The sequence below is a fragment of the Acidiferrobacter sp. SPIII_3 genome (genome assembly GCF_003184265.1).
Taxonomy (GTDB): Bacteria; Pseudomonadota; Gammaproteobacteria; order Acidiferrobacterales; family Acidiferrobacteraceae; genus Acidiferrobacter.
Genome location: NZ_CP027663.1, coordinates 165446 through 191149 on the forward strand (window position 1 = coordinate 165446; position 25704 = coordinate 191149).

25 protein-coding genes are annotated in these 25704 nt (G+C 63.0%); 19 read left to right on the plus strand and 6 right to left on the minus strand.

Going from position 1 to position 25704, the window contains the following annotated elements:
* Positions 1-13 precede the first annotated feature (13 nt).
* From gpmI to C4901_RS00885, 5 genes are all read left to right on the plus strand, one after another.
* Positions 14-1561, plus strand: coding sequence for a 2,3-bisphosphoglycerate-independent phosphoglycerate mutase (gene gpmI, locus C4901_RS00865; protein WP_110135709.1), 1548 nt, complete (start codon positions 14-16; stop codon positions 1559-1561).
* Complete coding sequence (locus C4901_RS00870) at positions 1558-2730, plus strand: murein hydrolase activator EnvC (RefSeq protein ID WP_110135710.1); 1173 nt, start codon at positions 1558-1560, stop codon at positions 2728-2730. Before gpmI ends, C4901_RS00870 begins: the two co-directional genes overlap by 4 nt.
* Positions 2731-3061: 331 nt before the next feature.
* Positions 3062-4387 (plus strand): S41 family peptidase, encoded by a 1326-nt coding sequence (locus C4901_RS00875; protein WP_110135711.1) that lies wholly within the window; start codon positions 3062-3064, stop codon positions 4385-4387.
* A 4-nt stretch (positions 4388-4391) separates the two neighbouring features.
* Positions 4392-4868: a GNAT family N-acetyltransferase gene (locus C4901_RS00880; RefSeq protein WP_110135712.1), complete on the plus strand. Its 477-nt coding sequence runs from the start codon at positions 4392-4394 to the stop codon at positions 4866-4868.
* A gap of 356 nt (positions 4869-5224) precedes the next feature.
* Positions 5225-5914: a hypothetical protein gene (locus C4901_RS00885; protein WP_145960575.1), complete on the plus strand. Its 690-nt coding sequence runs from the start codon at positions 5225-5227 to the stop codon at positions 5912-5914.
* Between the two features lie 24 nt (positions 5915-5938).
* Here C4901_RS00885 and ubiB read toward each other — a convergent pair whose 3' ends face one another.
* From ubiB to C4901_RS00910, 5 genes are read right to left on the minus strand one after another with little or no spacing between them, the layout of a single operon-like run.
* Positions 5939-7600, minus strand: coding sequence for a ubiquinone biosynthesis regulatory protein kinase UbiB (gene ubiB / locus C4901_RS00890; RefSeq protein ID WP_110135714.1), 1662 nt, complete (start codon positions 7598-7600; stop codon positions 5939-5941).
* Positions 7600-8196, minus strand: coding sequence for an SCP2 domain-containing protein (locus C4901_RS00895; protein WP_110135715.1), 597 nt, complete (start codon positions 8194-8196; stop codon positions 7600-7602). The genes ubiB and C4901_RS00895 overlap by 1 nt, the downstream gene beginning before the upstream one ends.
* Positions 8197-8198: 2 nt before the next feature.
* Complete coding sequence (locus tag C4901_RS00900) at positions 8199-8693, minus strand: RDD family protein (protein WP_110135716.1); 495 nt, start codon at positions 8691-8693, stop codon at positions 8199-8201.
* Positions 8693-9451 (minus strand): bifunctional demethylmenaquinone methyltransferase/2-methoxy-6-polyprenyl-1,4-benzoquinol methylase UbiE, encoded by a 759-nt coding sequence (gene ubiE / locus C4901_RS00905; protein WP_110135717.1) that lies wholly within the window; start codon positions 9449-9451, stop codon positions 8693-8695. The genes C4901_RS00900 and ubiE overlap by 1 nt, the downstream gene beginning before the upstream one ends.
* A 4-nt stretch (positions 9452-9455) precedes the next feature.
* Positions 9456-9818 (minus strand): gamma-butyrobetaine hydroxylase-like domain-containing protein, encoded by a 363-nt coding sequence (locus C4901_RS00910; RefSeq protein WP_110138460.1) that lies wholly within the window; start codon positions 9816-9818, stop codon positions 9456-9458.
* Between the two features lie 83 nt (positions 9819-9901).
* Here C4901_RS00910 and phoB point away from each other — a divergent pair, with 83 nt between their 5' ends.
* The 6 genes from phoB (at position 9902) to C4901_RS00940 (ending at position 14648) form a co-directional block, all read left to right on the plus strand.
* Positions 9902-10591: a phosphate regulon transcriptional regulator PhoB gene (gene phoB, locus C4901_RS00915; RefSeq protein WP_110138461.1), complete on the plus strand. Its 690-nt coding sequence runs from the start codon at positions 9902-9904 to the stop codon at positions 10589-10591.
* 3 nt (positions 10592-10594) lie between these two features.
* A complete protein-coding gene (gene phoR, locus C4901_RS00920; RefSeq protein ID WP_110135718.1) occupies positions 10595-11917 on the plus strand; it encodes a phosphate regulon sensor histidine kinase PhoR in 1323 nt (440 codons plus the stop codon).
* Positions 11918-11924: 7 nt separating this feature from the next.
* Complete coding sequence (locus tag C4901_RS00925; RefSeq protein WP_168185464.1) at positions 11925-12548, plus strand: mechanosensitive ion channel family protein; 624 nt, start codon at positions 11925-11927, stop codon at positions 12546-12548.
* A gap of 79 nt (positions 12549-12627) precedes the next feature.
* Positions 12628-13365: a YdiY family protein gene (locus C4901_RS00930; RefSeq protein ID WP_168185465.1), complete on the plus strand. Its 738-nt coding sequence runs from the start codon at positions 12628-12630 to the stop codon at positions 13363-13365.
* Between the two features lie 27 nt (positions 13366-13392).
* Complete coding sequence (locus C4901_RS00935) at positions 13393-13734, plus strand: hypothetical protein (RefSeq protein WP_110135721.1); 342 nt, start codon at positions 13393-13395, stop codon at positions 13732-13734.
* Positions 13735-13877: 143 nt separating this feature from the next.
* Complete coding sequence (locus C4901_RS00940; protein ID WP_110135722.1) at positions 13878-14648, plus strand: GntR family transcriptional regulator; 771 nt, start codon at positions 13878-13880, stop codon at positions 14646-14648.
* 122 nt (positions 14649-14770) lie between these two features.
* On the opposite strand, the gene C4901_RS00945 is transcribed toward C4901_RS00940, so the two are convergent.
* A complete protein-coding gene (locus tag C4901_RS00945; protein WP_110135723.1) occupies positions 14771-15211 on the minus strand; it encodes a hypothetical protein in 441 nt (146 codons plus the stop codon).
* A 347-nt stretch (positions 15212-15558) separates the two neighbouring features.
* Here C4901_RS00945 and C4901_RS00950 point away from each other — a divergent pair, with 347 nt between their 5' ends.
* The 8 genes from C4901_RS00950 to C4901_RS00985 all read left to right on the plus strand — a co-directional run bounded on the left by C4901_RS00950 (position 15559) and on the right by C4901_RS00985 (position 25579).
* The gene (locus C4901_RS00950) at positions 15559-16317 is read left to right on the plus strand and encodes a GntR family transcriptional regulator (protein ID WP_110135724.1); all 759 of its coding nucleotides are present in this window, start codon (positions 15559-15561) and stop codon (positions 16315-16317) included.
* Positions 16317-18050, plus strand: a complete 1734-nt coding sequence (locus tag C4901_RS00955; protein WP_110135725.1) for a fumarate reductase/succinate dehydrogenase flavoprotein subunit — start codon at positions 16317-16319, stop codon at positions 18048-18050. Before C4901_RS00950 ends, C4901_RS00955 begins: the two co-directional genes overlap by 1 nt.
* 22 nt (positions 18051-18072) lie before the next feature.
* A complete protein-coding gene (locus C4901_RS00960; protein WP_110135726.1) occupies positions 18073-18306 on the plus strand; it encodes a ferredoxin family protein in 234 nt (77 codons plus the stop codon).
* A gap of 50 nt (positions 18307-18356) precedes the next feature.
* On the plus strand, positions 18357-19286 hold the full coding sequence (locus C4901_RS00965) for a HEAT repeat domain-containing protein (RefSeq protein ID WP_145960576.1): 930 nt from the start codon (positions 18357-18359) through the stop codon (positions 19284-19286).
* A 12-nt stretch (positions 19287-19298) separates the two neighbouring features.
* Positions 19299-19646 carry a ferredoxin FdxA gene (gene fdxA, locus C4901_RS00970; RefSeq protein WP_110135728.1) on the plus strand — a complete coding sequence of 116 codons (348 nt, stop codon included), beginning with the start codon at positions 19299-19301 and terminating at the stop codon, positions 19644-19646.
* Positions 19634-23167 carry an FAD-dependent oxidoreductase gene (locus C4901_RS00975; protein ID WP_110135729.1) on the plus strand — a complete coding sequence of 1178 codons (3534 nt, stop codon included), beginning with the start codon at positions 19634-19636 and terminating at the stop codon, positions 23165-23167. The genes fdxA and C4901_RS00975 overlap by 13 nt, the downstream gene beginning before the upstream one ends.
* A gap of 9 nt (positions 23168-23176) precedes the next feature.
* Entirely contained in the window at positions 23177-23488 is a 312-nt protein-coding gene (locus C4901_RS00980; protein WP_205736116.1) for a zinc ribbon domain-containing protein, read from the plus strand.
* Positions 23489-24235: 747 nt separating this feature from the next.
* Positions 24236-25579 (plus strand): ABC transporter substrate-binding protein, encoded by a 1344-nt coding sequence (locus tag C4901_RS00985; protein ID WP_110135730.1) that lies wholly within the window; start codon positions 24236-24238, stop codon positions 25577-25579.
* Positions 25580-25704: the final 125 nt, after the last annotated feature.

The following is a 25704-nucleotide window of genomic DNA, read 5'->3' on the forward strand; positions in this document are numbered from 1 at the left end:
CGGAGCGCGCTTCATGCCTTTTACACCTAAACCGCTTGTGCTCGTTATTCTCGATGGCTGGGGCTACAGCGAGCAGACCGAAAACAACGCCATCGCCGCGGCTCGCAAGCCCTGGTGGGACGAGGCCTGGGCCAACGCCAGCCATAGCCTCATCCAGGCCTCCGAGGCCGCCGTCGGCCTGCCCTCGAAACAGATGGGGAACTCCGAGGTCGGCCATTTGAATCTCGGGGCCGGACGCGTCGTCTATCAGGAGTATACGCGCATCAATCGGGCGATCGCCTCGGGCATGTTTTTCACCAACAAGACCCTCACGGATGCCGTGGACCGGGCACGCGATACCCATAAGAGCCTGCATGTGCTCGGGTTGTTGTCGCCGGGCGGGGTGCACAGCCACGAGGATCATATCCACGCCATGGTCGAGCTCGCGGTCACGCGCGGACTAAACCAGGTGTACCTGCACGCCTTTCTCGACGGCCGCGATACCCTGCCGCAGAGCGCCGGCGCCTCGCTCGCGGCCATGGAGGCCAAATTCGCGGCCCTCGGGCGCGGACGTATCGCCTCGGTGATCGGGCGTTACTATGCCATGGACCGCGACCACAGGTGGCCGCGCATCCAGGCCGCCTACGACCTTCTGACCGCGGCCAAGGCCGACTACCGCGCGGCCAACGCCGCCGAGGCCCTGGCGCTCGCCTACGCCCGCGGGGAAACCGATGAGTTCGTCAAGGGGACCCTTGTCGTTCCGCCGGGAGAGGCGCCGCGTCCGATAGACGACGGTGATGTCGTCGTGTTCATGAACTTCCGCTCGGATCGCGCCCGCCAGATCAGTCGGCCGTTCGTCGACCCGGCGTTCGACGGCTTCGCGCGCGCCGTGCATCCGCGTCTTGGCGGTTTTGTGAGCCTCACGGAATACCAGGCCGACTTCAATGTCCCGGTGGCCTTTCCGTCGGCGCGTCTCGTCAACGTCCTCGGCGCCTATTTGGCGGATCTCGGCAAGCGCCAGTTGCGTGTCGCGGAAACCGAAAAGTATGCGCACGTCACGTTTTTCCTAAACGGCGGAACGGAGGCCCCGTTCGCCGGCGAGGAGCGCATCCTCGTGCCCTCGCCCACCGACGTGCCGACCTACAACCGCAAACCGGAGATGAGCGCGGCACAGGTCGCAGACGCGGTGGTTCAGGCCATCGACACCGGGCGCCACGACGTCATCATCTGCAACTTCGCCAATCCCGACATGGTCGGGCATACCGGCGACATGGCCGCGACCGTGCGCGCCATAGAGGTCATCGATGCCTGCCTTGCGCGTATCGCGACCGCCGTGCGCGCCCGTGGCGGCGAGATGCTGATCACCGCCGACCACGGCAATGCCGAACAGATGCTCGATGCCGACAGTGGTCAGGCGCATACCGCGCATACTACAAACCCCGTGCCGCTCTTGTATGTCGGGCGTAAGGCGCGTATCAGTCCGCAAGGCTCGTTGGAGGATGTCGCCCCAACCCTGCTGCGCCTGCTCAATATCGCCCCGCCGTCCGAGATGACCGGGCAGTCGTTGATCGAACTCGTGTGAGCGCACGGGGTCTGGGCAAGCGGTGGAGCGTGCCTGCCAGCGGCCGTTTCGCATGGGTCCTGCTTGCCGCCCTGTTCCCGATACCGGCCGCGCATGCCGGGCCGCGCCACGACCTGCAACTGCTGCGCGCGCGCGAGGCGGCCTTGCAACAGCACCTCGATCAGACCTTGCGTGAACGCAGCCATGCCCAAGACGCCTTGCGCCTGTCCGAAGACCAGGTAGCGCACGCCAGCCGCGCGCTCCGGCATGCCCAGGCCTTACTGCGTCGATCCGAGATGCGCGTACGCGCCCTCACGGCACGCGCCGCGAGGCTGCGCGGCACCGAGGCGCAAGAGCGGCGCGCCATCGATCGCCAGGCGGTGGCCGCCTATGCCGCCGGTCGCGAGGGCGCGGTCCAGCTGCTCTTCAGCCAAAAGGATCCACGCTTCCTGGCACGCATGATGATGTACTACGGCTACGTCCTGCGCGCACGCGCCCACCGGCTTACGGCCCTGCGGGACACCGCCTCGGCGCTCCACCGGACCATCGCCGCGGCCGCCGCCGAGACCAGCAAGTGGCGCGCGCGCGCGACGGCCGCCGCGGCCCAGGCCCGGCGTTTTCGTGTCGCGCTCGCGCGCCGGGCGCGGGCGGTGCGCCGGCTCGACCGCCAGGCGCAGAGCGGCCATGCGCGGTTGCTCGCTTTGCGCCGCCGCGCCTTACGCCTGCGTACCCTCGTGCGCCGCTTGCGGCGTCTGCCCAAGGTGCCGGGCCCCATGCCGCAGCCCGTGGGGCCGTTCGCCCGTTTTCGGGGGCGCCTGCCGATGCCGATTCCGGCCCGCTACTCGACCTTGCGCATGGCGCGCGCGCCGGGACACCTCGGCCGGTGGGAGGGGGTGCTCATCCCTGGCCGTTTCGGTGAGGATGTACGCGCCGTGTTCCCCGGACGCGTGGTCTATGCCAACTGGTTGCGTGGTTATGGTTTGTTGTTGATACTGGAGAACGGCGGCGGGTTCATGACCCTCTACGGTCATAACCAGACCCTGCTAAAGCGTGTCGGCGATGTCGTGTCCGCGGGCGAGGTCATTGCGACCGTGGGGGATAGCGGCGGATTCTCGCGACCCGGGCTGTATTTCGATATCAGCCATGACGGCCAACCCCTCGATCCCCTGGCCTGGCTCGCGCATCGGTGACACGCACGCATGGTCCCAGACCTCCGCCGGGGGCCGTGAATGACCGCCCTTTTTGCGGGGCCGGGCCCGTGAGGCCCGGGAGTGGCGGCGCGGCGGTCCCTGGTTTTCGGTGGAGAATCTGCTATTGTTTGGTCTGCTCGGGGCAGGACGCGCCCGTTGTGGTCTGTGAAGCGAACGATAGCCCTAAGGTCACCAGCAGCAGGAACCCACCATAGCGACTCAAGCCCGGTTCGATGCGGCGTTTGAGGGCCGTAGGATCCCTTCCCTCCATGAGGCGGCCCCAGATTGAGGCGGGGGGAGGATGTCAGGGAATTTGAGGAGGTTTTTGGCAATGAAGAAGAGCGTGGCGCGTTACGCCGTCATCCTGTTGGCCGGTGTGTTCCTGGGGGCCGGCCTGACGGTCGAGCGCGCGGTGCAGGCCGAGCGCGCCGCGCATGAGCGCGCCAGCCTCGCGCATCTCCCGCTGCGCGAGCTGCGTACCTTCGCGGAGGTCTATAACATCGTCAAGGCCGAGTATGTGCTCCCGGTCAGCAGCCACAAGCTGATCGATAACGCCTTGCGCGGCATGGTCGACAATCTCGACCCCCATTCCCAGTACCTCGATCCCCGCCAGTACCGCCATCTCACGGTCGATACCACCGGACGTTTCGGGGGCGTGGGTCTCGAGGTGACCGAATACAAGGGCTTTCTGAAGGTCGTGACACCCATACAAGGGACCCCGGGAGGGCGCAGCGGCATCCGCCCCGGCGATCTCATAGTGCGCATCGACGGGACCTTCATTCAGGGGTTGTCGCTGCGCAAATCCGTGCACCTGCTTCGCGGGCGCCCCGGATCGACCGTTGAGCTCACGGTATTGCGCAAGGGGGTGAGTCGGCCGCTCACCTTCCATCTGCGCCGTCAGATCATCAAGATCCACAGTGTGGCAAGCCGGCTGCTCGCGCCCGGCTACGGCTATCTGCGCATCTCGGAATTCCAGGGCGCGACCGGCAGGGGCGTGACGCGTGCCCTGCAGCACCTCCAGGCGGAAAACCATGCCCCCTTGAAGGGTCTGGTGCTCGACCTGCGCGACAACCCCGGCGGCGTATTGAACGCGGCCGTCGCGGTCTGCGATGACTTCATGAATCACGGCATCATCGTGAGCACGCGCGGCCGCATCCCGAGCTCGGACGTCGTCTTTCATGCCCATGGCCCCGATCTCTTGCACGGCGCCCCCATGGTCGCGCTGGTGAACGGCGGATCGGCATCGGCCGCCGAGATCGTGGCGGGCGCGTTGCAGGACAACCGGCGCGCGATCATCATGGGCACGAGGACCTTCGGCAAGGGGAGTGTCCAAACCATAATGCCCATGAGCAACGGAGGCGCGCTGCGCCTGACGACGGCCCGATACTTCACGCCCAATGGGCGCTCCATTCAAAATCTCGGGATCACGCCGAACATCGTGGTCCATGAAGGGAAGTTCGTGCCAAGCGGCGGCAATGATTTCCTGCGCGAGGTGGACCTCCCGAACCACCTCACCAATCCGAACCCGCCCAAGACACAGGCCAAGGCGGCGGGCGTCCCGCCCGCGACCCGCAAACTCTTGGACGAGGACTATCAGCTGCGCCAGGCCTTTGACCTGCTCCGGGGGCTGTCCGTGTATCGACAATTCAAGGGGTGATGGCATGAGCGGCCGGGAAGCCTTGCCGATTACGATTCGTCCCCTGCAACGCACGGACCTCCCAGGGGTTATGCACCTGCACCGGGAGTTGGGCTGGAACCCGGCCTTCAAGGCCGACGGCAGCACCCTGGGCCAGCGCCTGAGTGCGCTGATCATTGAGGATAACGCCCTGTTGCTCGTCGCCGAGCACGATCAGACGGTGGTCGGCTACGTCCATGGGGAGATCGTCACCCACCTCCTGTTCGCCGGACGCGAGCTCCATGTGACGGAGCTTTTCGTGATCGCCGAGGCGCGCAACCGCGGCGTGGGCAAGCGCTTGATGGCGGCCATAGAGAGCGAGGCCGCATCGCGCAAATGTTTCCGTATCAGTGTCCTGAACAGTCGCGAACGCGACTCCTACCGGCGCGGCTTTTATCCCTCGCTGGGGTACGAAGAACGCCCGAGTGTCGCGCATTTCACAAAGCGTCTCGACTGGGGCTGATCCGCATCCCAGGCGCGTTCGGCGGCTGGCCGGCGCCACGCCTCGACCCGGGGCCGGCACGGGTGCCCACACCCCATTTCTTGATGTCTGAAAAGCGATCATCGCGCCCGTCGGCCGATGTCGATGGGTCGCGGCCTACCACGTTCGCCTTTTCCCGCGCACAGCCCGGACCTTCAGGCCCTTGTCCGAACGCGGGCGGTCATGACCCCAGTGGCCGTCCATGTCCCGGGGTGGGTCGCGTGACACGATTGCCTCTACTGTCGCGCCTGCTATCATTGCCTCGTGGGCGTGTATTTTTGGGCATGCCCCAGCGATACCAAAAACAGCGCGAAGACGTGAACGGGGAGGAATTCAGCATGGCCAAGCAGTGGCGGGGGTGGGGTGCGGGCGTCGTGGTGGCGCTCGTGGGGGCGGTGATGGCAGTCCCGGCGGACGCCCAACCGGTCAATGTGTCGATCGGGGCCTCGACTTTGGGGCTTGGCGTACAGGTGTCGACGGCCCTCATTCCGGGGACTTTGGACTTGGCGGTGGGCATCAACCATTTGAGCGAGAGCCGCGCGGGGACCTATACGAGCTCCAACAACAGCATCCCCTACCACGCCACCCTGCGCCTCCAGACCATACCGGTGCTGCTCAACTATTATCCGTTCGCGGGGGTGTTTCGTATCACCGGCGGGGCCATGGTCAACGAGAACCGCGTGACCGCCTACTCATTCGATCCCACCGGGACCTATGTGATCAATGGCACCAGCTATCCAGGCGCCGAGGTCGGTACCTTTGCGGGCAAGATGAGCTACCGGCGCATCGCGCCCTATCTCGGCATAGGCTGGGGCAGCAAGGCCGCGCGCCATTCCGGCTTCTCGATGGGGTTCGATGTCGGCGTGCTCTTCACCGGCAGCCCCAACGTCCAGTTGAGCGCAAGCAATCCCACCGGCAACCCCGCCCTGGCCTCCGATGTCGCCGCCGCCCAGGCCAGCGCCAACTCCCGCGCGAGCTCCTACAAGCTCTGGCCGGTCATCGGTCTGCGGCTCGGCTACGACTTCTGACAGCGGGGGTTCGCGTGGTCCGGCTTACTGCGGCCGGCGCCCGAGGTCGAACACGGACCACGCGAGTAACACGAACCCGGGCGCCCCGACCCCGACCTCTATGATGTCGAGATAGCGGGCGATGAACCCCGGGTGGGTCACGCCAAAGACCCCGAGGCCGACGGCAAGCAGCATCGCGCCGAGCAGGCCGATCATGATGCGCCTATGGCGCACGCGCATGTCTTGAGCGAGGCGCTCGATCTCGTCCGATTGCCCGCGCACCGACAATTCCCCATCTTTCGCTTGCTTTAGGGTGGTGCCGAGGTAGCGTGGGATCTCCGGCAGGATATGGATCCAGTTCGGATACTCCTTGCGCACGGCATTCCACACCGCCCGCGGACCCAGCTGTTCACGCATCCAGCGTTCCAGGAACGGCTTGGCCGTGATCCATAGGTCGAGATCGGGGTAGAGCCGGCGCCCGAGCCCCTCGATGTTGAACAGGGTCTTCTGAAGGAGCACGAGCTGTGGCTGGACTTCCATGTTGAACCGGCGCGCGGTCTGGAACAGGTTCATGAGCAGACGGCCGAACGATATGTCTTTTATGGGCTTTGCGAATATCGGTTCGCACACCGTGCGGATTGCCCCCTCGAGCTCATCGACGCGCGTCCCCTTCGGGACCCAGCCGGCGCGCACGTGGGCCTCGGCGATACTGCGATAGTCGCGGTTCAGGAAGCCCAGGATGTTCTCGGCGAGATAGTATTTGTCATCCGCGCTCAGCGTGCCCATGATCCCGAAGTCCACGGCGCGGTATTGGCCGGTGAACGACACGAAGATGTTGCCGGGGTGCATGTCGGCATGGAAGAACCCATCGCGGAAGGCCTGCGTAAAGAATATCTCCACGCCGTTGTGGGCGAGCTTGCGTAGGTCGACACCATTGGCCACCAGGGCCTCGCGGTTCGAGATCGGCACGCCCGTGATACGTTCCATCACCATCACCGTCCGGCGGGTGTAGTCCCAGAACACCCGCGGCACATAGAGGAGCGTGGAGTCCTGGAAGTTCGTGCGCAATTGGCTCGCATTCGCCGCCTCGTGGGCCAGGTCCATCTCATCGTGGACGATCTTCTCGTATTCCTTGACCACTTCGAGCGGTCGCAGGCGGCGGGCATCGGGCCAATAGCGGACGGCGAGCTGCGCCAAGGTCTGAAGGAGCGCCAGATCGCGTCGCAGAATGATGTCGATCCCCGGCCGCAGCACCTTGACGGCCACCTCGGTCCCGTCATGCAGGATGGCGAAATGGACCTGCGCGACCGACGCCGAGGCCACGGGGGTCGTGTCGAAGGTGCGGAAGGCCTGCGAGAGCGGCATGCCATAGGCGGCCTCGATGAGGGTCACCGCCTGCTCACTCGGAAACGGCGGCACCCGGTCTTGCAGGCGGCTCAGCTCCACGACGATGTCCTCGGGCACGAGGTCCGGTCGGGTCGACAGCATCTGGCCGAATTTTATGAAGATCGGCCCGAGTTCCTCGAGCGCGAGCCGCAGGCGCTCACCGCGCGGCGCGAGCGTCCGGCGCCACCGCCACGGGGCCAGCCGCAGGACGTAGGCATAGAGCCGGAACAGGTGGAGGTTGGCTACGAATTCATCGAGTCCATGGGAGATGAAGACCGTGGTGATGCGCAAAAGCCGTCGCGCCCGCCCGAAGGTCAGCATCAGCGCGCCTTCAGGCGGCGTACGCGCTGGCCAAGCCGCTCCACGTCATCCCTCAGGGTGTCCACGGCAGTCAGAAATTCATCCATCTCCCAGGGACGCGGGAGCGCCCGCTCCTCATCTTGCAAAAAGGCCACGGCATTGGCCCCCAGTCGCCGGGCGGCATAGCGCACGGACTCGCCGACCCGGCGCAGACTGCGGATGACGAGCTGCGCGGGCACGTCGCCCACGGTGCCCGCGAACGCCTCCTGCCAGTCCACCGGGGCATTTTCGAAGAGCCGCTTCATGGCCCATGCGGTGTCGATGTCGCCCTCCATGGTGAGCCCGGAGGCGACCACTTTTTGTGTCTGTTCGGGCCGCGCGCGCATGAGCGCAGCGAGCTGCAGGGCCGAGCCGCGTACGGTCACGTCCGGGTTCCCGGTCGGCGGCCGGACCTGGATGCGCTCGGGCGTGAACGCGAGATCGAGGGACTGCGCCGGACTGGTCAGCACCACGCGCACCGACCGCCCGGCGAGCGCGGCAAGGCCGGCGCGCGCCTCGGGATCGATGCGAAAGGGGATGTTCAGGGCCTGCTCCAGGGCGAAAAGCGCGATGCGCACCGTTACCCCCGCCGCGGGCGGCGCGGCACATACAGGACCACCGAGCCCGCGATCTTGTCATGAAAGCCCTGCTTGCGTCGGTCCCAGGCGATCCACAGGAAGCCGAGCCCCAAGGTCGCGTACGAGACCAGATAGCCTACGTTGCGCAAAAGCGACTGACCGACTGTGAGCGGGCCTAGGGTTTGCGCGTCCACGAGATGACAGGACAGCAAAAGCTTGCCGGGCGTGCCCAGGAACTTCACCCAGAATACCACCGAGTACGCGACCCCAAAGACCAGCCCGAAGAACTGGCGCAGGGGGTCTGCGGCCATGGCCTGGGCGAGTGCCGCAAGGGTCAGATGGGCCGGCCAGCGCGCCGGTGTCAGCGCGGAGACCACCGGCAGCAGCACGATGTTGTCGACCAGGTCCGCGGCCATGCGTCGCCAGAAGCCGGCATAGCACAGATCCGCGCTCGCGCGGGCGCGGCCGTCCTGTGCCGGTGAGAGCGTTGCCGCCATTAGAGCTTGTAGCCCCTGTGCACGGCCACGATCCCACCCGTCAGGTTCCAGTAAGCGACCCGCTGTAGACCCGCATCCTCCATCAGGGCCTTCAGCGCCTCCTGATCCGGGTGCTTGCGAATCGACTCCACGAGGTACTGATAGCTCTCCTCGTCTTGGGCGACATAGCGCCCAAGCTTGGGCACCACGGCGAACGAATAGGCATCGTAGAGTCGGCCAAAGAGTGGCGACCGGGGGCGCGAGAACTCCAACACCACACAGCGCCCGCCCGGCTTGAGCGCCCGCGACATCGCCGCGAGTGCGCGGTCCTTGTGTGTGACGTTGCGCAGTCCGAAGCCTATCGTGATGAGATCGAAGGTGTTGTCGGGAAACGGTAGCCTCTCGGCATTCGCCTGGACATAGGTGAGCTTGCGCGGTGTGCCGCGATCCATGAGGCGGTCGCGGCCGACCGCGAGCATGGCGTCGTTGATGTCACTCAAGACCACAAGGCCGCGGTCGCTGACGCGCACGGCCATGGCCGCCGCCAGATCCCCGGTCCCGCCGGCGAGATCGAGAACGCGCTCTCCGGGTTTGGCCGCGGCGATGCCGAGGGCAAACGCCTTCCAGGCGCGGTGCAGCCCTCCCGACATGAGGTCGTTCATGAGGTCGTAGCGTGTCGCGACCGAGCGGAACACGCGACCTACGAGACGCGTCTTCTCGCTCTCGGACACCTCACGGTAACCAAAATGCGTAACGGGTTCGGCTTGTTCTTTATCCATGGTGTCACGTCCGTCCGTGTCCCGCCTGCTCCAGGCGGCTCAGATATTCGCGCCACAGCCGGTCCTGGTGGATGCCCAGATTATAGAGCAGGTCCCAGGAGTAGATGCCCGTGTCGTGGCCGTCATCGAAGCGCAGCAGCACCGCGTAGGTGCCGACCGGCTCTATGGCAATGATGTTGACCGATTGCTTGCCGACCTGCAGCACCTCCTGCCCCGGGCCATGGCCGCGCACCTCGGCGGACGGCGAGTACACGCGCAGGTATTCGGCGGGGAACTCGAATCGGCTTCCGTCGGCGAAAGTCACCTCAAGGATGCGGGATTTCTGGTGTAGCTTGATATCGGTCGGCCGTACCGTATTCTTGCGCATGCCCGGCGTCTCCTTGCGCCACTGTTGCGCCTGACACAAAAGCGTCATACTGCTTGTGTTGAATGGGCAACAGGGAGGACATCATGCCTGGAAAGATCCTTGTTGTCGACGATGAGCCGGCGATTCGCGCCATGGTTCGGTTTGCCTTGAAGCAGGCCGATTTTCATTGCGCCGAGGCGCAGGACGCCACGGAGGCCCAGACATGCGTGCTCGCCGACCTTCCGGATCTCATCCTCCTCGATTGGATGCTTCCAGGCCTGAACGGGGTCGATTATGCACGACGGTTGCGCCGCGAGCGGCTTACCCAGAATATCCCCATCATCATGCTGACCGCCCGCGTGGATGAGGAGGACAAGGTGCGCGCCCTCAATACCGGGGCCGATGATTTCATGACCAAGCCGTTTTCCCCCCGGGAGCTCATAGCGCGGGTTCGGGCGGTGCTGCGGCGTGTCGCCCCCATGGCCTCCGATGACATCGTGGCGGTGGGCGGCCTGCTGCTCGATCCGGCCACGCACAAGGTCCTGGCCGACGACGAGCGCCTGACTCTCGGCCCCACCGAGTTCCGGTTGTTGCATTTCTTCATGACCCACGCCGAGCGGGTCCATAGCCGTGAACGCGTCCTGGATGCCGTGTGGGGCAGCAACACCTATATCGACGAGCGCACTGTCGATGTCCATATCCGCCGCCTGCGCAAGGCCCTTACCGCCAGCGGTTATGACCGCTACATTCAGACCGTGAGGGGGGTCGGCTACCGGTTCTCCGGGGACCCCTAGGCCTTGCATCGGGAATTGCGCCGGGAACTGTGGACGGCCCTGGCCATTACGGCGGCCGTCGGCGCGGGTGCCGCGATGGCGGGTTTTCCGTTGGCCGGTGTGGCCGCGGGCCTCGGCCTCGTGGTCGCCCTGTCGTTGCGCAAGCTCGCCCGGCTGCACCGCTGGCTCGTGCGCGGGAGACGGCCCCCCATCCCCGAACTGGGCGGTTTGTGGGATGAGGTCATACGCGAGATTCACAGGCAGGATCGCGACAGCGAGCGACACAAGGAGCGCCTCACGGGCCTTTTCGATCGCCTGCAGGCGGCCGCGAGCGTGATGCCCGATGCCATGGTCGTCCTGGCCCGTCATGACGTCATAGAGTGGGCCAACCCCCCGGCCGAGCGCCTGCTCGGCCTGCGCATCGAGCGGGATACGGGCGCGCGTATCGTGCACCTGATCCGCGACCCGGCGTTTGGCGCCTATCTCGCGGCCGGAGACTACCGCGAGCCATTGATCCTGAATGGACCGGTCGAGCCGATGGCGGTGACCCTCCAGATCATCCCATTCGGGGCGAACGAGAGGCTCGTCATGGCCCGGGACATCACCCACGTCAAGCGGCTCGAGGACATGCGCCAACACTTCGTGGCCGATGTCTCGCACGAACTGCGCACGCCGCTTACGGTCCTGCAGGGTTTTCTTGAGACCTTCGCGGACCTCTTCGAGGACCAGGACGGCGAGGTGCGCTCGGGCATCGCGCTCATGCGCGAACAGGTCGAGCGCATGCGCCGTCTCGTCGACGATCTGCTGGCGCTCTCACGGCTCGAGACCACGCCCGCGCGCGCCCACGACGAGGTCGTCGGCATGGGCGCGCTTTTGAAGGGCCTCGCCGACATCGCCACGGTGCTTGGCGCGGATCGCGGTCAGCACATAGAGGTCGAGAATTGCGGCGCGGATCTCGTGGGAAACGTCGAGGAATTGCGCAGCGCCTTCACGAACCTCGTGCAAAACGCAGTGCGCCATACCCCGGCCGGCGGATCGATACGCCTCGTCTGGCGGGCGGACGCCAGTGAAGGACGGTTTGCGGTGGCCGACAGCGGCGAGGGTATCGCCGAGCGCCACATCCCATTTCTCACGCAACGCTTTTATCGCGTCGACAGCGATCGCTCGCGGGCCTCGGGGGGCACGGGCCTTGGTCTGGCGATCGTCGCCAAGGTCCTGTTGCGTCACGATGCGCGGCTGGTCGTCGAGAGCGTTCTTGGGCAAGGCAGCACATTTACCTGCGTGTTTCCGTCAAGCCGACTTAAGTTCCCTCCCAGCCCCTCGCCGCCTCCGCCGCCCACGGTATAATGGTGCGATGCTGCTAAGCGTGCCATCGTCTCACCGCGTCCTCGTCAACCTCTGGAAACCATTCCTGGTGTTGGTCGGCGGACTTTTTGTCCTGCGCTACCTGAAGCGCGGCCTGTACCGGGCGCTCGTGCTCTTGCAGCGCAACAGCCTGTTTTCGGCAGGAACCCTGCATGCGATCGGGCGCTTCGTCACGGTCCTTCTCTACGTCCTTCTCGTACTTGTCGTCTTGCGCATCGCCGGCTTCCCGGTAAGCGGCGTGCTCGATACCTTCACGGGATTCCTGGCGGTCCTCGGGGTCGGCATGGTCGCGGTCTGGACCATACTGAGTAACATCACCGCCACGTTCTTCATGCTGATTTGGCGGCCGTATCAGCTTGGTCAGCACATAGAGGTCCTGCCGGATGGCATCAAAGGCAAGGTCCTTGACAGCAATCTCATGTACACCGAGGTCGAGGAGTCTCACGGCAGCACGGTCCTTATCCCCAACAACCTGTTTTTCCAGAAATATGTCCGTCGCCTGCCCCTGCCGGTCAAATCCACGGTATTGCTGTCCGCCCAGCTGCGCGCGGGCGTGGTGGGTGGCGAAGACGAGGGTGGGCCGCTTAAGCCCGGCCCCGTGGCGCGGGATTAGGCCCATGCGCCGTGCCCGGCCGCGCGCCACCCTCCAAGGTGTCCATTGGTGCGCATACGACATCGGCCCGGCATCCCGGATGAGTCCCCGGCGCGTCTTTATCGTGCTTGCGTGCGCCCTCTTCGGGCCGGGCCATGCCCGTGCCGCGGCCACGACCCCCACCCCCAAGCATGCCTTGAGTGCCCAGGTCGGGCTCGGCTATGAGGCCACCACCGGAACCAGCAACACGCGGACCCTGGACACCAATGATCATGTGCGCTACGAGCGCGGCCTGTGGCGCTATGCGGGGCGGTTGAGCTACGACTACGCGGCAAGCCTCGGACTGGTAAACGCCAATCGGCTCGCGCTCGACCTGAAGGCGTCGCATTATTTCAGTGGCGAGAAGGAAAACTTCCTCCTCGTGGCCCTGAACTATGTCCGCAATCCCTTCGACGGGTACCGCCACTATGAGGTCGAGTCGGCGGGTGCCGGCCACCGGTTCTTGCGTCATGGTCCCATGCGCTTCAAGGTCGACGCGGGTGCCGGCCTTCGCCAGAACACCTACTTCACGGGCGCCCACAATGATGTCCCGGTGCTACGCGTGGCGGCCGATTATCAGTGGCGGCTCAGCAAAAAAAGTGTATTCAGCCAACGTTTGGCGGTTCTAGGCGCGACCACCGGCACGCTTCTCACATCGAGCACCGGGCTTACCGCGCCCATAAGCCGAAAGCTCGCATTGAAGCTCTCGGAGATCGTCGATCACTATACGAGCGCGCCGGCGGGCTTCAAGCCCACCTCGACGTTCACGACCTTGAACCTCATCTACAACTTCCCCTGAGCTTACCCATGCCGCCCATCGGCCGCCATGTATAAGCGTCGCGCGCGCCTTGCCTTTGCGTCATCCTCGCCGGCGCTCGCCGAACGCGCGGCACGCATCGCCCTGGCGCGGGGCGCCGATTGGGTGGAGGCCTGTTCTTGCCCGGCCGGTGCGGTCCCATCGGCATGCGACCTTCTGGTGACGCTGGACCGGGCGGCCTTAGAGGCGTGCCCGCACCTTCCTCCCGGCTGCCGGCATGCGCACTGGCCATTATCCACGTCGCCCACGGATGCCGATATCGTCTCACGCGTGGACGGGTTGGTGGGAGGCATGCGCCTCCTGGCCCGGCTCGACGGTTCCGAGGCGCCGGGGGGCACGTGCCGCGCCTGACATGAGGCACAAACGAGCCGCCGTGCACCGGAATCAGGCGCGCATCCGGGGGCGGCCGTTGCCAAACGCCCATGTTTCCGGGATAAAGGGCGTGGCACGGGGCTTGCTAGGGCCTGTCTTAACAGGTTTCTTGGGCTCACATCATGCACGATACCGCGTCCCTTCCCTCATCCTCCCTGCCCGCACCGCTCTATACCCAGATCAAGGAGGCGCTGCGCGCGCGCATCCTCGACGGCTCGTACGCCATCTTTGACCGGATGCCTTCGGAAAGCGAACTCATGAAGCGCTTTTCGGTCAGCCGCGTAACGGCCCGTCAGGCCGTAAGCCAGCTCTGCCAGGAGGGCTTGGTGTTCAAGGTCCAGGGCAAGGGTAGCTATGTGTCGCGCCCCCAGGTCTCGCAGTCGCTCACTGTGCTTCAGGGTCTGGGCGAGGCCGTGCGGGAGTCGGGTCACGTTGCCTCGTCACGTCTCCTGGGATCACGATTTTTTGCCCCCGACGACACCCTGCGCGCACACCTCCAAATCGCCCCGCCCGGGCGCGTGGGCGAGATCCGCCGGGTGCGCTATCTGGACGGCGCCCCGGTATCGCTCGATATCTCGTATTTTCGCGAGGCCACTGCCGAGGCGCTGCTCGCCCATGACCTCGGGACACGCGATATCTTCGCGATCCTCGAAAACGACCTGCAATGCCCCCTGGGACACGCCGAGCTCGACATCGGGGCCGCCGCCGCCGATGTCGATGCCGCTCGCGCCCTGGAGATTCCCCCGGGGTCCCCGATCCTGCGCATGGATCGGCTCACCTTTGATCGCGACGGCCGACCGCTCGACTACGAGCATCTCTATTGCCGGGGAGATCAGTGGCGCTATCGGTTGCGTATCGAACGACGCGGTGCCCATGGCGGAGGTGTGTCATGAATGTATCCGAGATCATGCCCGACGTCCTGCTCATGGGGGGCGGCACGGCGGGACCCATGGCCGCCCTCACCGCCTCGGGTGAGATCGCTGCCATCCTGCCCACACAGCACCACCTGTGCCCATCATGGGCGCACGGTCCGTTCGCGATGGGCTGCCAGGATGCCGGACATCGTGACCGCCGATTCCTCGGGCTCATCGATCAGACGGTAATAGGCCTTGACCTTCGCGCATTGCCCCTCGCCGACGCCACTAAAGGCGCGATCCGGCACTTGCGCCCAGGTCTCCCCCACCACACCGTCCGATACCGATAGCGCGCCCCGGCCCTCGTTCCGGTCCCCGCCCATGCGCCTGCGGAAACCAGGTGCGAGGGGGTAGACATAGATGGCCGGCAGGCCTTTCGTCGACCCGTTGTGGCGATCCTGCCGGCCGCGCCCTTGTGTGGCCCACCATGCGCAGCTGAGGAACACCGGGCGGGTGGGATCGGGTGCGCGGGGCTCTATGGGTTCGAGTCGTGACTCAACACCCGCAAAAATGCCGGGCGAGCTCGACGCCCCTTCCTTCATTCGCGGCGCGCCGTGGTGCGTCGCGGGGGCGTGTAGCCCGCGGGACCACCCATGCGGGCGGCAATGCCAGCCGTTCGGCCGGCAATGGGTGTAGGGCCAGGCGGGTGGCCGCGGGCCCGCAAGGATTGTTTCGCGCCGATCTCACGGCCTGTGGCCGGTTTGCACCACCTACGCGCACGTTCTTGCACCACTGCCCAACATTATGGCAGTACCAGGGCCCCTTCCTTCGGGCCGCCTTCGCTTTCGCGCGGTTTTATCGGCTTTATTTTGCATACAAGCGCAGACGCGAGACGGCATGACTATTGCTACCTGTACCAATAGGCCCGTCTCAAAAGGGAACGCCAGGCATGAGCTCAGTGAAATCCGATGATTCGAACGTCACCGCCATACGACCGCTCTATCTCCAGCTCAAAGAGCGGCTTCGGTCCGATATCTTGAACGGCACCTACGCGCCGCATGCGCAGATGCCGTCCGAAAGCGAGATGATCCAGCTCTTTCATGTCAGCCGCACCACGGTCCGCCAGGCGCTGAGAGACCTTCAGACAGAAGGCCTCATCTTTAAGATCCCCGGTAAGGGTTCCTTTGTGTCACGCCCCAAAGCCACGCAGGACCTCGTGTCCTTGCAGGGCTTTGGTGAAGCCATGGTCGCTAAGGGCTACGAGACCTTTTCGGCCATCATCGCGTCCAAGGACAGCACCGATAACAAGGTCGCCTCCGAGAAGCTCAACATCGACATCTCGAACATCATGGAGTTAAGGCGGGTGCGTTACTTGAATCGCGAACCCGTATCTTTGGATGTGACCTATGTGCCAAGCCACATAGGAAAGGCCTTGCTTATGGAGGACCTCTCGTCCAAGGACATCTTTTCGCTCCTCGAGAACAAGTTTGGAACGCCGCTTGGTAAGGCCGACCTGCAGATCGAGGCGGTCTTGGCGGATGAAACCATAGCGCGGATCTTAAAGGTCGAGGAGGGTTCCCCGATATTAAAACTCGAGCGCCTTACCTATACCGAAAATGACGTGCCCATCGATTATGAGCATCTCTATTGCAGGGCGGACGCCTTGAAATATCGGATCACCCTTGAGCGGCATGCGAGGAAAAGATGATGGATGTGAACGTACAGGAACGACAAGTGGATGTGCTCGTGGTAGGCGGTGGTACCGCCGGGCCCATGGCAGCCATACGAGCAAAAGAATCCGACCCATCGCTATCGGTATTGCTGATAGAAAAGGCCAACGTCAAACGCAGTGGCGCGATCTCCATGGGAATGGATGGCCTCAATAACGCCATCATTCCTGGCCATTCGACGCCGGAGCAATACGTGCGCGAGATCACCATAGCCAACGACGGAATCGTAAACCAAAGAGCCATATTGGCGTATGCGACCAATAGCTTCCAGATGATACAGCGGCTGGATAAATGGGGTGTCAAGTTCGAAAAGGACGATACCGGGGAATTCGCCGTCAAAAAGGTCCATCACCTCGGCAACTATGTCCTCCCCATGCCAGAGGGCCATCACGTCAAACGGATACTCTACCGCCAGCTCAGGAAAAATCGGGTGGAGATCACCAACCGCTACAAGGTGACGCGGATATTGGTCGATGATGCGAGGCGGGTCGTGGGCGTCATGGCGGTCGATACGAGAACGGCCGAGATCACCATAATCAAGGCCAAGGCGGTCATCCTCTGCACGGGGGCCGCGGGACGCTTGGGCCTCCCGTCTTCAGGCTATCTTTTCGGGACCTACGAAAACCCGACGAATGCGGGCGACGGCCACGCCATGGCCTTTCATGCGGGGGCTGAGTTGTCGGGCATAGAGTGTTACCAGATAAATCCGCTCATAAAGGACTACAACGGGCCTGCCTGCGCCTATGTGACCGGTCCGCTTGGCGGCTACACGGCTAATTCGCGCGGTGAGCGCTTTATCGAGTGCGATTACTGGAGCGGCCAGATGATGCTGGAGTTCTTCAAGGAATTACAGGGCGGAAATGGTCCCGTATTCCTCAAAGTCAATCACTTGGCCGAAGAGACAATCACCACGATTGAAAACATCCTTCATACCAATGAGCGACCAAGCCGTGGCCGGTTTCATGCCAATCGTGGGACGGATTACCGCAAAGACATGATCGAGATGCATATCTCGGAGATCGGTCTTTGCAGCGGCCACAGTGCGTCCGGCATTTGGGTGAACGAGCATGCCGAGACCACGATAGCGGGCCTGTACGCGGCCGGGGACGTCGCCTGCGTACCGCACAACTATATGTTGGGTGCGTTCGTCTACGGTGAGATCGCGGGCGTCGGCGCCGCGCGTTATTGCAAGGAGGTGTCTTTCGGTCAGTACGACAAGGGCTATGTGGATCGGGAGTTAGGCCGCATCCGCGCGCCGCTCGAGCGCTCAGGCGGGATCACCCCCTACCAGGCCGAATTCAAGATCAGGCGGCTTGTCAACGACTACCTCCAGCCGCCGAAGGTGACGAGAAAGATGGAGATCGCGCTGCGACGGTTTGCCGAGGTGCGCGAGGATCTATCCGAGCTCTCAGCCGATTGCCCGCACAACCTTTTGCGGGCCTTGGAGGTGTTTGACATCCTGGACTGCGCAGAAATGGCGGCCACCGCCTCCTTGTACCGGACGGAGAGTCGGTGGGGCCTTTATCACTATCGGGTCGACCACCCCGAAAAAAACGATGCGGACTGGTTCTGCCACGTCCAGCTCTATCAGGACGAAAACGGCGAAAAGACCTGCAAGAGGCTGCCGATCGAGCCCTATGTCTACGAGCCCGAGGCTACGGAAAAGCATGCCTACGACAGGCTGCGCGTGCTCGCAAAAGACATCGCTTAAATCACACGATGTGGGGAATCTCATGCCAACGACAAATTTGAAGGTCAAGGTCCCGGTCAGCATAGATCCGGAGAAGTGCATTGCGGCCAAGGGCTGCACCGTGTGTGTCGACGTCTGTCCGCTGGATGTCTTGGTCATCGATAAAGAGCGTGGCGTCGCCTTGATGCAGTACGACGAGTGCTGGTACTGCACCCCCTGCGAGGTCGATTGTCCGACCCATGCCGTGACCGTCGAAATACCCTATCTCCTGAAGTAAGGATATGCGCGCACGGCGCTTCACCGAGCCATTGATCATTGGAGGATGCCATGGAAGCTAAGGAGGCCACGCAAAGTCGCGATGCCGATACGCGACGTTTGGCGGTAATGAATGCCATCGAACTTGATGAACCCGAGGCTATCGCTGTCATCCTCGAGGGTTTTGAGGATACCGACGGCGTCGTGCGCGCCGAGGCCGCGCGGGCGATAGCCGAGATTCCGGGGCCGCACATGCTGCCGCCCCTTTTGAAGCTACTTTATGACGAAGACGAGCTCGTGCGAAAGGCGGCGGCGGAGACCTTGGCTGAGTGCAATGAAGAGGGCTTGCAAGACCTCTATGAGGACTACATTTCCTCCGACCAGGCCTTTGTGCGGGCCGCGGTGCTGCGGGCGGTAAGACCGCTCAGGATCGCCGGCGCCGCGCCCTACGCGCTTTCCGGGCTTTCCGATGAGTCCGTGCAGGTGCGTATCGAGAGCAGCGGGGTCTTGGGCTACCTACAGGACCCGGCTTACCTGCAAAACCTGGCCGGCGCCGCCCTTACTGATCCCAGTCATGAGGTCAGGCGCACCGCCATGGGCGCGCTCGGCTACCGGTCGACGGCGGAGACTGTCGGGGCCTTGGTCCGCGGGCTCAAGGACACCGCCTGGCAGGTGAGGGAGGAGGCGGCGGCTACCATCGCCAAGCTAAAAGCCATCGAGGCCGGACCCGCGCTCGTGGGCGCCTTGGGCACAGAGACCTACTGGCAAGTGATGGCCAAGATCCTGACCGCCTTGGGGCGTATCCGCTACAAGGAGGGGATGGGGGCCGCGGCCGAGATGCTTTCTTATTCCGTGAGCAATGTTCGCAAAGAGGCCGCCCTTTGCCTGGGCGAGATCGGGGATGCGCGCGCGCTCCCCTGGCTTCGGGAGGCGCTCAAGGATAGGGATCCGGATGTGAAGAAGCTCGCGTCCTGGGCGATTGCCAAGATCGAGATGGCCTAGAAGGAGTGTGATGTGACCTTTGTCGTGACCGATAATTGTATCCAATGCAAGTATATGGACTGCGTTGCGGTGTGCCCCGTCGATTGTTTCCACGAGGGCCCGAACTTCCTCGTGATCGATCCCGTCGCGTGCATCGATTGCACCTTGTGCGAACCGGAATGCCCGGCCTCGGCCATCTTCAAAGACGGGGACCTGCCGGATGAACACCAGGAATATCTCGCCATCAATGCGAGGCTGGCTCAGGAGTGGCCGGTCGTCACCGAAAAGAAGCCGCCCTTGCCGGATGCCGATCAGTGGGACGGTCGTGCCCATAAAAGAGCGCTCTTGCTCGTGGAGGACTCGGTCCGATGGACGAAATAAGGGCCGTCAGGCGCGAGAGCGACACCGGGCTCTCGGCCCCCCTGGAGCTTGCAGACGGCTACGACTATGCCGATATCCGCAGTGATTCCGGTCTTTTGCGCCTGGATGACGATTTTCTGAAGTATCTTGGGGCGCGCGATGCGGATCTTAAGTCCCGGCTCCGAGAGTGGCGATCGGGCCTGGGGGACTGGTCTTTGCCCGTGCAAAGCACGCTTCGGCTTGCCATTGCCCGTCATTTCGAGGGTTTCGTGGCGCGTCTTTTTGGCATAGAGGCCGAGGTCGAGGCATTGGCGGCGCAAACGCGCAGCCATGATGTGATCATGGCCTTTAAAAAAGAGTTCGTGCTGCGCCGCGCAAGGCGCTACCGGGGCGAGGAAGGACTTGAGTTTGGCGAACTGAAGGCCTGGCTTAAAACCGTGCTCGCAAAAGAGGGGTTTGCGACAAAAGACCAGGAGTGGGCCACGGCGCGCCTCGGCATGGGCTGGCTTGTGGACGAAACGAGGTGGGCCGAAGAGATTGCGCGCCTGACCCGCCTGTGCGCCTTGTGCCTCACCGAACCTGACGCCGCCGACATGGTGTCTGGCTGGCAAAGCTTTCGTCTGCCGCAACATATCGACCCCTCGCGGCTGGTGCCGTTGAACCACGTCATGACAAATGACGGGCTCTTAGTCCAAAGGGCCCCCGACTCCACGCTTCGCAGGCGCGATGGATTTCACCTGACGGACACCCGCATGGACGCGCGCGCGGTGCAAGCCGAGGTGCATTATTGCCTTTATTGTCACGATCACGAGGGGGACTTTTGTTCCAAGGGCTTCCCCGAGAAAAAGGGGGTTCCAGGCGACGCATTCAAGGTCGACGCCTTCGGCGGCGTCCTGGCCGGTTGTCCGTTGGGTGAAAAGATCTCCGAGATGCAGCTATTGAAGCGGGACGGCCTGGGCGTCGCGGCTCTGGCCATGGCCATGGTGGATAATCCCATGATACCGGCCACGGGTCATCGCATCTGCAATGACTGCGTGAAGTCCTGCGTTTATCAAAAACAGGATGCGGTCAATATCCCGGCGGTGGAGACCTCGGTCTTGACCGATGTCTTGAATCTGCCTTGGGGGGTCGAGATCTATGACCTCTTCACGCGCTGGAACCCGCTGCGCGATCAAGGGTATCTGCCCAAGCCCTATAAGGGCCGCAAGGTCCTCGTGGCGGGCCTTGGGCCGGCCGGCTTTACCATGGCCCATTATCTCACCCAGGAAGGTTGCGCGGTGGTGGCCATAGACGGGCTCAAGATCGAACCGCTCGCGGCGACCTTGATCGAAGGGCCCGTGCGCGATTTTCAGGCCATGCAAGAAGACCTCGATGAGCGCGTCCTCTTGGGGTTCGGCGGGGTCGCCGAATATGGGATCACGGTACGCTGGGATAAGAATTTTCTGAAGCTCATATACGTAAGCCTTGCGCGCCGCGAGCGCTTTCAGCTCTTTGGCGGCGTGCGGCTCGGGGGGACCATGACCCTGGATGACGCGTGGGCGTTCGGATTCGACCATGTCTGCATTGCCACCGGCGCGGGCTTGCCGCGGACCGTGGCCATGGGTGAGGGTTTGGCCCGCGGCATCCGTCAGGCAAGCGACTTTCTTATGGCCTTGCAACTCACGGGTGCGGGAAAAAAGACCAGTCTTGCCAACCTGCAGCTGCGTCTTCCGGCGGTGGTCATTGGCGGTGGGCTTACGGCGGTCGATACCGCAACCGAGGTCCAGGCTTACTACGTCCGTCAGGTCGAGAAGGTCTATGCCCGTCACGAGGCCATGAAGGTGGGGGGCTGTGGCGAGAAGCTAGAGGCAGGCCTTGGCCTCGAGGATAGACAGATACGGGACGAATTTCTTGAGCATGGCAGGCTCATACGAGAGGAGCGATTGCGCGCAGCCAAAGCCGGCGAGGCGCCGGACTTCGCGCCGCTCTTACGGTCCTTCGGCGGGGTCACCCTGGTCTACCGCAAGGCCATGACAGAATCGCCGGCCTACACCCGAAATCACGAGGAACTCATCAAGGCCATGCAAGAGGGCCTAAGCTACGCCGAGTGCCTGGAGCCGCTACGGGCCGAGACCGATGGTTATGGCCATGTCAAGAGCATGATCTTTAAGCGCATGGGCGCGCCGACCGATGAAAGCGGCCAGGACTGTCCCGAAGTCAGTTTGCCTGCGCGCGCCGTCTTCATCGCCGCCGGCACGGTTCCCAATACCATCTATGAACGGGAATACCCGGGGACCTTTGCGCTCGATGGCACGCACTTCAAGACCCATGTCGCCGGCGCGGACGGGCTGCGGGAGGTGCCCGTGTCAGCCCACATCAAGGCCCCGAACCCGGGCCCTTTCACCTCGTATACCAAGGGGTCTCGGCGCGTGAGCTTCATAGGCGACACGCACCCGGTCTTTCATGGGAGCGTCGTCAAGGCCATTGCCTCGGCGAAGTTCGCCTACCCGCAGGTGATGGCGGTCATGGAGGGGCAAGTCCCGCGCAAGGATGATCTCGCGACCTTTCAGGAAGGCCTCGCGCAGGCCCTGACCGCGCGCGTGCAAGCGGTCGATTGCAGTCGGCCGGGCGTAGTCGAGCTCTGGGTACAGGCGCCGCTTGCCGCGCGTAACTTTCGGCCCGGCCAGTTCTTTCGACTGCAGACATTCGAGGCCACAAGTCCCATCGAGCGCGACACCCGCTTACAGATCCCGGTGCTGACGGTAAGCGGCGCGGGCGTGGTAGGTGATGCAATCAGGCTTCTCGTTTTGCAGTGGGGAACCGGGCAAAGGCTCGTCGGGCGCCTGAAGCCGGGTGATCCCCTGGTTCTCATGGGGCCCACCGGGGCGCCGACCGACATCCCCAAGGGCCAGACCATTCTCGTAATAGCCGGCCGCTGGGGGGCGGCTGTGATGCTGGATATAGGGCCCGCCTTGCGGGCCGCCGGCAACCGCGTCTTGTATGTCGCGGCGCTCTCCCGCGCAAACGAGTTGGATTATCAAGACGAGCTCGAGGCCGCCGCCGATCAAATCATCTGGTGTACGGGAAGCGGCTCGCGGATCCTCGCGCGGCGGCCGCAGGATTGTGCCGAAAGCGCAAGCGACATGGTCGCCCTGCTCAAGGCTTATGGTGATGGCGCCGTGGGACCCAAGGATGGGTCGGGCATCGCCCTTTCCGCGGTCGACCGTCTCATGGTCATGGGCTCGACCAGCCTGCTCAAGGCCTTTCAACGTGCCTTGAAGGGCGATCTTACGCACTATTTTGCTCCGAACATCGAGGTGACGGCCACGGTCGGTAGCCCCATGCAATGCATGATGAAGGGGGTGTGCGCGCAGTGCCTGCAATGGCACATCGACCCCGACACCGGGCAACGGACGAAGGCGGTCTTCTCGTGCGCCGGCCAGGATCAGCCTCTGGCCTGCGTGGACCTTGATCATCTCACGGCAAGACAGACCCAAAATCGTCTTCTGGATCAGATATCGAGCCAATGGCTAGACCATATACGACAGCAAAACCACGGTTGAGGCATATTTATGATAAGCGAGACGAATATCATGAAGGGCGCGATGAAGATACTGAGAAACGAGCGTAATCGGTGTCAGAGTTGCGGCATGCCCCTTTTCTACGACAAGAAACCCAAGGTCCATCCCCATTATTGCAGCTATTGCCACGACGGGTCGTCTTTCCGGGATGGTAAGGCGACGCTTCGCGACATGCAAAAAAAGGTCGACGAGCTATTGGTGGCGCGGAACGCAAATCGCGGCCAGCGTCTTTACATGCGCCTGCGGCTTGCGACCCTGAAAAGATGGCGCGAGTCCAGGGCCTACGTTCCCAAAACGTTTTGAAGCGGCCAGGGGCCTTATCCTTCGGACCACGAGGGGGTTGATGCCGATTGCGGTCCGGGCGGCCCGGAGCTGCCTGGAAGACCCCGGCCCCTTGACGCCGCGCCCCTGCCTTCCGCCGTCTATTTGTCCAAGATTGTTGCGCCCATGAGTTTTCCCAAAGGCCATGCCCCTAGCCTTGCGGGTTTACCATAGGCCTCATTATTCCTAGAAAAGACTGGCAGCCCACCCCTCTATAAAGACCCATGACGCCCGGTGTCGCCCGCATGTCGCCCCCCTATCGCACCGGTCCAGGCCGCGCGCTCGCCCAGGAAGAGGCGGGCCGCGCCGGGCATTACGCCACGGCGGAGAAAGGTTGTGCTCGCGAGGTGCCGTTAAAGCGCCGTTCATGACCTCGGGTTGATCAAAGCACCTCCATCATGCGCCATGACATCTCTTGAGCATGGCCTTTGGGCACGCGAAAAAACAAACGGCCTAACGAAGCCGGGCTGCCTGAGTTGCACGCAACCACAAGGCCATCCCCGGGGATGAGTGTGGACGAGGCCCAACGATCAGGACGGGAGCGATTGCTTCGCACCAGTGCGAGGCATGGGATACCCGCGCGCTCTGCGTTGGTGCGCGTCTTTGCGGCAAGGGCTTTCGCGCAACCACGCAGTAACGTGGGTATTTCAATAAAATTGCCGATTACTGACGCTGGTACGCTTATTGCTCTGCGTGTAGGTACTCGTTCCAATATGATGGGGATCGCCAATGTCGCGCACTACATTAAGCCTTGCCCTTTGCGGGCTCTGCCTTGGCTCCGCTGCCCTTGCAAAGACCATAACCATAAGCATCGGCTATCAAAGCATGTGCACGGATACCTACCCGGCTGGTAGTGCCATAAAGGGCCTGAAGCTCCTCGATAAATACCTCCCGCATACGGGGAAGTACGCGCACGTGAAATATAGGATTGTCTGGCGCAATTACAGCTCAGGGGCACCTATAACAAATATGATGATGGCCGGTAAGTTGGACTTCGGCACCATGGGGGATTACCCACTTGTGGTCAATGGCGCCAAGTTTCAGCAGACGCCGTCCAAGCGGTCTTATCTCATAACCATGACGGGCTATAACCTGGACGGCGCGGGCAACGGCATAGACGTACCCGTCAATTCTCCTATCAGGAATGTCAGAGAGCTCGAAGGAAAGGACATATCGACCCCGGTGGGGAGTTCGTCGTGGGGGATGCTCTACGAAATGGCGGCTGACGAGCACATCCCGATTTCAAAACTGCATATCGTAAACCAAAGTCCCATGGCCGGCATTGCCGCCATTACCGCCCATAAGATCGCAGCGCACGCCGATTTCTGTCCCATATCGGAGTATATGGAATACAAGCACGTGGGGCGCATGATCTATAACGGCGCATCGACCCATGTCCCCTACCTGCACGGAGCGGTCGTCACCTCGTCTTTTGCGAAGAAATACCCTCAGGTCGTCGTGGCCTATGTAAAGGCGGTCATAGCCGCTGATCGTTGGATTGCGGAAAATCCCTACAAGGCCAGCAAGATGCTGTCGAAGTGGACCATGATACCAAAAGAAGTGCTTTACCTTTATTTCAGTCACGGCGGCTACCTCACATTGAATCCCGCGATCACGCCCAAGTGGGTAAGCACCTTGAACTACGATCATTCCATCTTGGCCAAATACGCTGATATCCCGCCGCTCAATATGAAGAAGTGGGTAAAGACCGGCTACCTGAAGACGGCTTACCAGCAAATGGGGATACCTTACGAGAAGGTCCTGGGCGCGCCTTACAGCCCCAAGTCCAATATCGGCATGAAGCCCGAGCTCTGGCTGCGTGGCAAAGGCATTTATAAATACGGCAGCGTAAAGAGCATGCTGCTTGCGGCCAAGACCGCAGACGCGAAACACGAGATGATAAACGCGCTCTATGTGTATGACCATGACACGGGCCTGAAGCTCTTTGGAAACTATGCCTTCTATACGATGGACGGGGGCAAAGTCGTAGCCTATATGACGGAGTCCGGCGCCAAGAAGGCGACCCCCAAGGGCTCCGTTTACACCTATGAGCAGATCCTGGCCAAGGTCTAGGGCCATCATGGGCCGCGAGGAAAGCAGGCTCGCGGCCTGTTTTTGTGATCGTGCGGATGACAGCGAGAAAGTCGGAGGATTTTATGAGCGAGATCATGCCTAGACCAGCGCCGACTAGTGTCTCT

Coding starts and splice junctions, on each gene's coding strand:
- phoB (WP_110138461.1), top strand. CDS start 9,902: ATGCCTGGAAAGATCCTTGTTGTCGACGATGAGCCGGCGATTCGCGCC.
- C4901_RS00875 (WP_110135711.1), top strand. CDS start 3,062: ATGAAGAAGAGCGTGGCGCGTTACGCCGTCATCCTGTTGGCCGGTGTG.
- C4901_RS00955 (WP_110135725.1), top strand. CDS start 16,317: ATGGATGTGAACGTACAGGAACGACAAGTGGATGTGCTCGTGGTAGGC.
- C4901_RS00910 (WP_110138460.1), bottom strand. CDS start 9,818: ATGCGCAAGAATACGGTACGGCCGACCGATATCAAGCTACACCAGAAA.
- C4901_RS00980 (WP_205736116.1), top strand. CDS start 23,177: ATGATAAGCGAGACGAATATCATGAAGGGCGCGATGAAGATACTGAGA.
- C4901_RS00975 (WP_110135729.1), top strand. CDS start 19,634: ATGGACGAAATAAGGGCCGTCAGGCGCGAGAGCGACACCGGGCTCTCG.
- C4901_RS00945 (WP_110135723.1), bottom strand. CDS start 15,211: ATGAAGGAAGGGGCGTCGAGCTCGCCCGGCATTTTTGCGGGTGTTGAG.
- C4901_RS00965 (WP_145960576.1), top strand. CDS start 18,357: ATGGAAGCTAAGGAGGCCACGCAAAGTCGCGATGCCGATACGCGACGT.
- C4901_RS00930 (WP_168185465.1), top strand. CDS start 12,628: ATGAGTCCCCGGCGCGTCTTTATCGTGCTTGCGTGCGCCCTCTTCGGG.
- ubiE (WP_110135717.1), bottom strand. CDS start 9,451: ATGGATAAAGAACAAGCCGAACCCGTTACGCATTTTGGTTACCGTGAG.
- C4901_RS00985 (WP_110135730.1), top strand. CDS start 24,236: ATGTCGCGCACTACATTAAGCCTTGCCCTTTGCGGGCTCTGCCTTGGC.
- C4901_RS00950 (WP_110135724.1), top strand. CDS start 15,559: ATGAGCTCAGTGAAATCCGATGATTCGAACGTCACCGCCATACGACCG.
- C4901_RS00925 (WP_168185464.1), top strand. CDS start 11,925: ATGCTGCTAAGCGTGCCATCGTCTCACCGCGTCCTCGTCAACCTCTGG.
- ubiB (WP_110135714.1), bottom strand. CDS start 7,600: ATGCTGACCTTCGGGCGGGCGCGACGGCTTTTGCGCATCACCACGGTC.
- C4901_RS00885 (WP_145960575.1), top strand. CDS start 5,225: ATGGCCAAGCAGTGGCGGGGGTGGGGTGCGGGCGTCGTGGTGGCGCTC.
- C4901_RS00935 (WP_110135721.1), top strand. CDS start 13,393: ATGTATAAGCGTCGCGCGCGCCTTGCCTTTGCGTCATCCTCGCCGGCG.
- C4901_RS00900 (WP_110135716.1), bottom strand. CDS start 8,693: ATGGCGGCAACGCTCTCACCGGCACAGGACGGCCGCGCCCGCGCGAGC.
- gpmI (WP_110135709.1), top strand. CDS start 14: ATGCCTTTTACACCTAAACCGCTTGTGCTCGTTATTCTCGATGGCTGG.
- C4901_RS00880 (WP_110135712.1), top strand. CDS start 4,392: ATGAGCGGCCGGGAAGCCTTGCCGATTACGATTCGTCCCCTGCAACGC.
- C4901_RS00940 (WP_110135722.1), top strand. CDS start 13,878: ATGCACGATACCGCGTCCCTTCCCTCATCCTCCCTGCCCGCACCGCTC.
- C4901_RS00960 (WP_110135726.1), top strand. CDS start 18,073: ATGCCAACGACAAATTTGAAGGTCAAGGTCCCGGTCAGCATAGATCCG.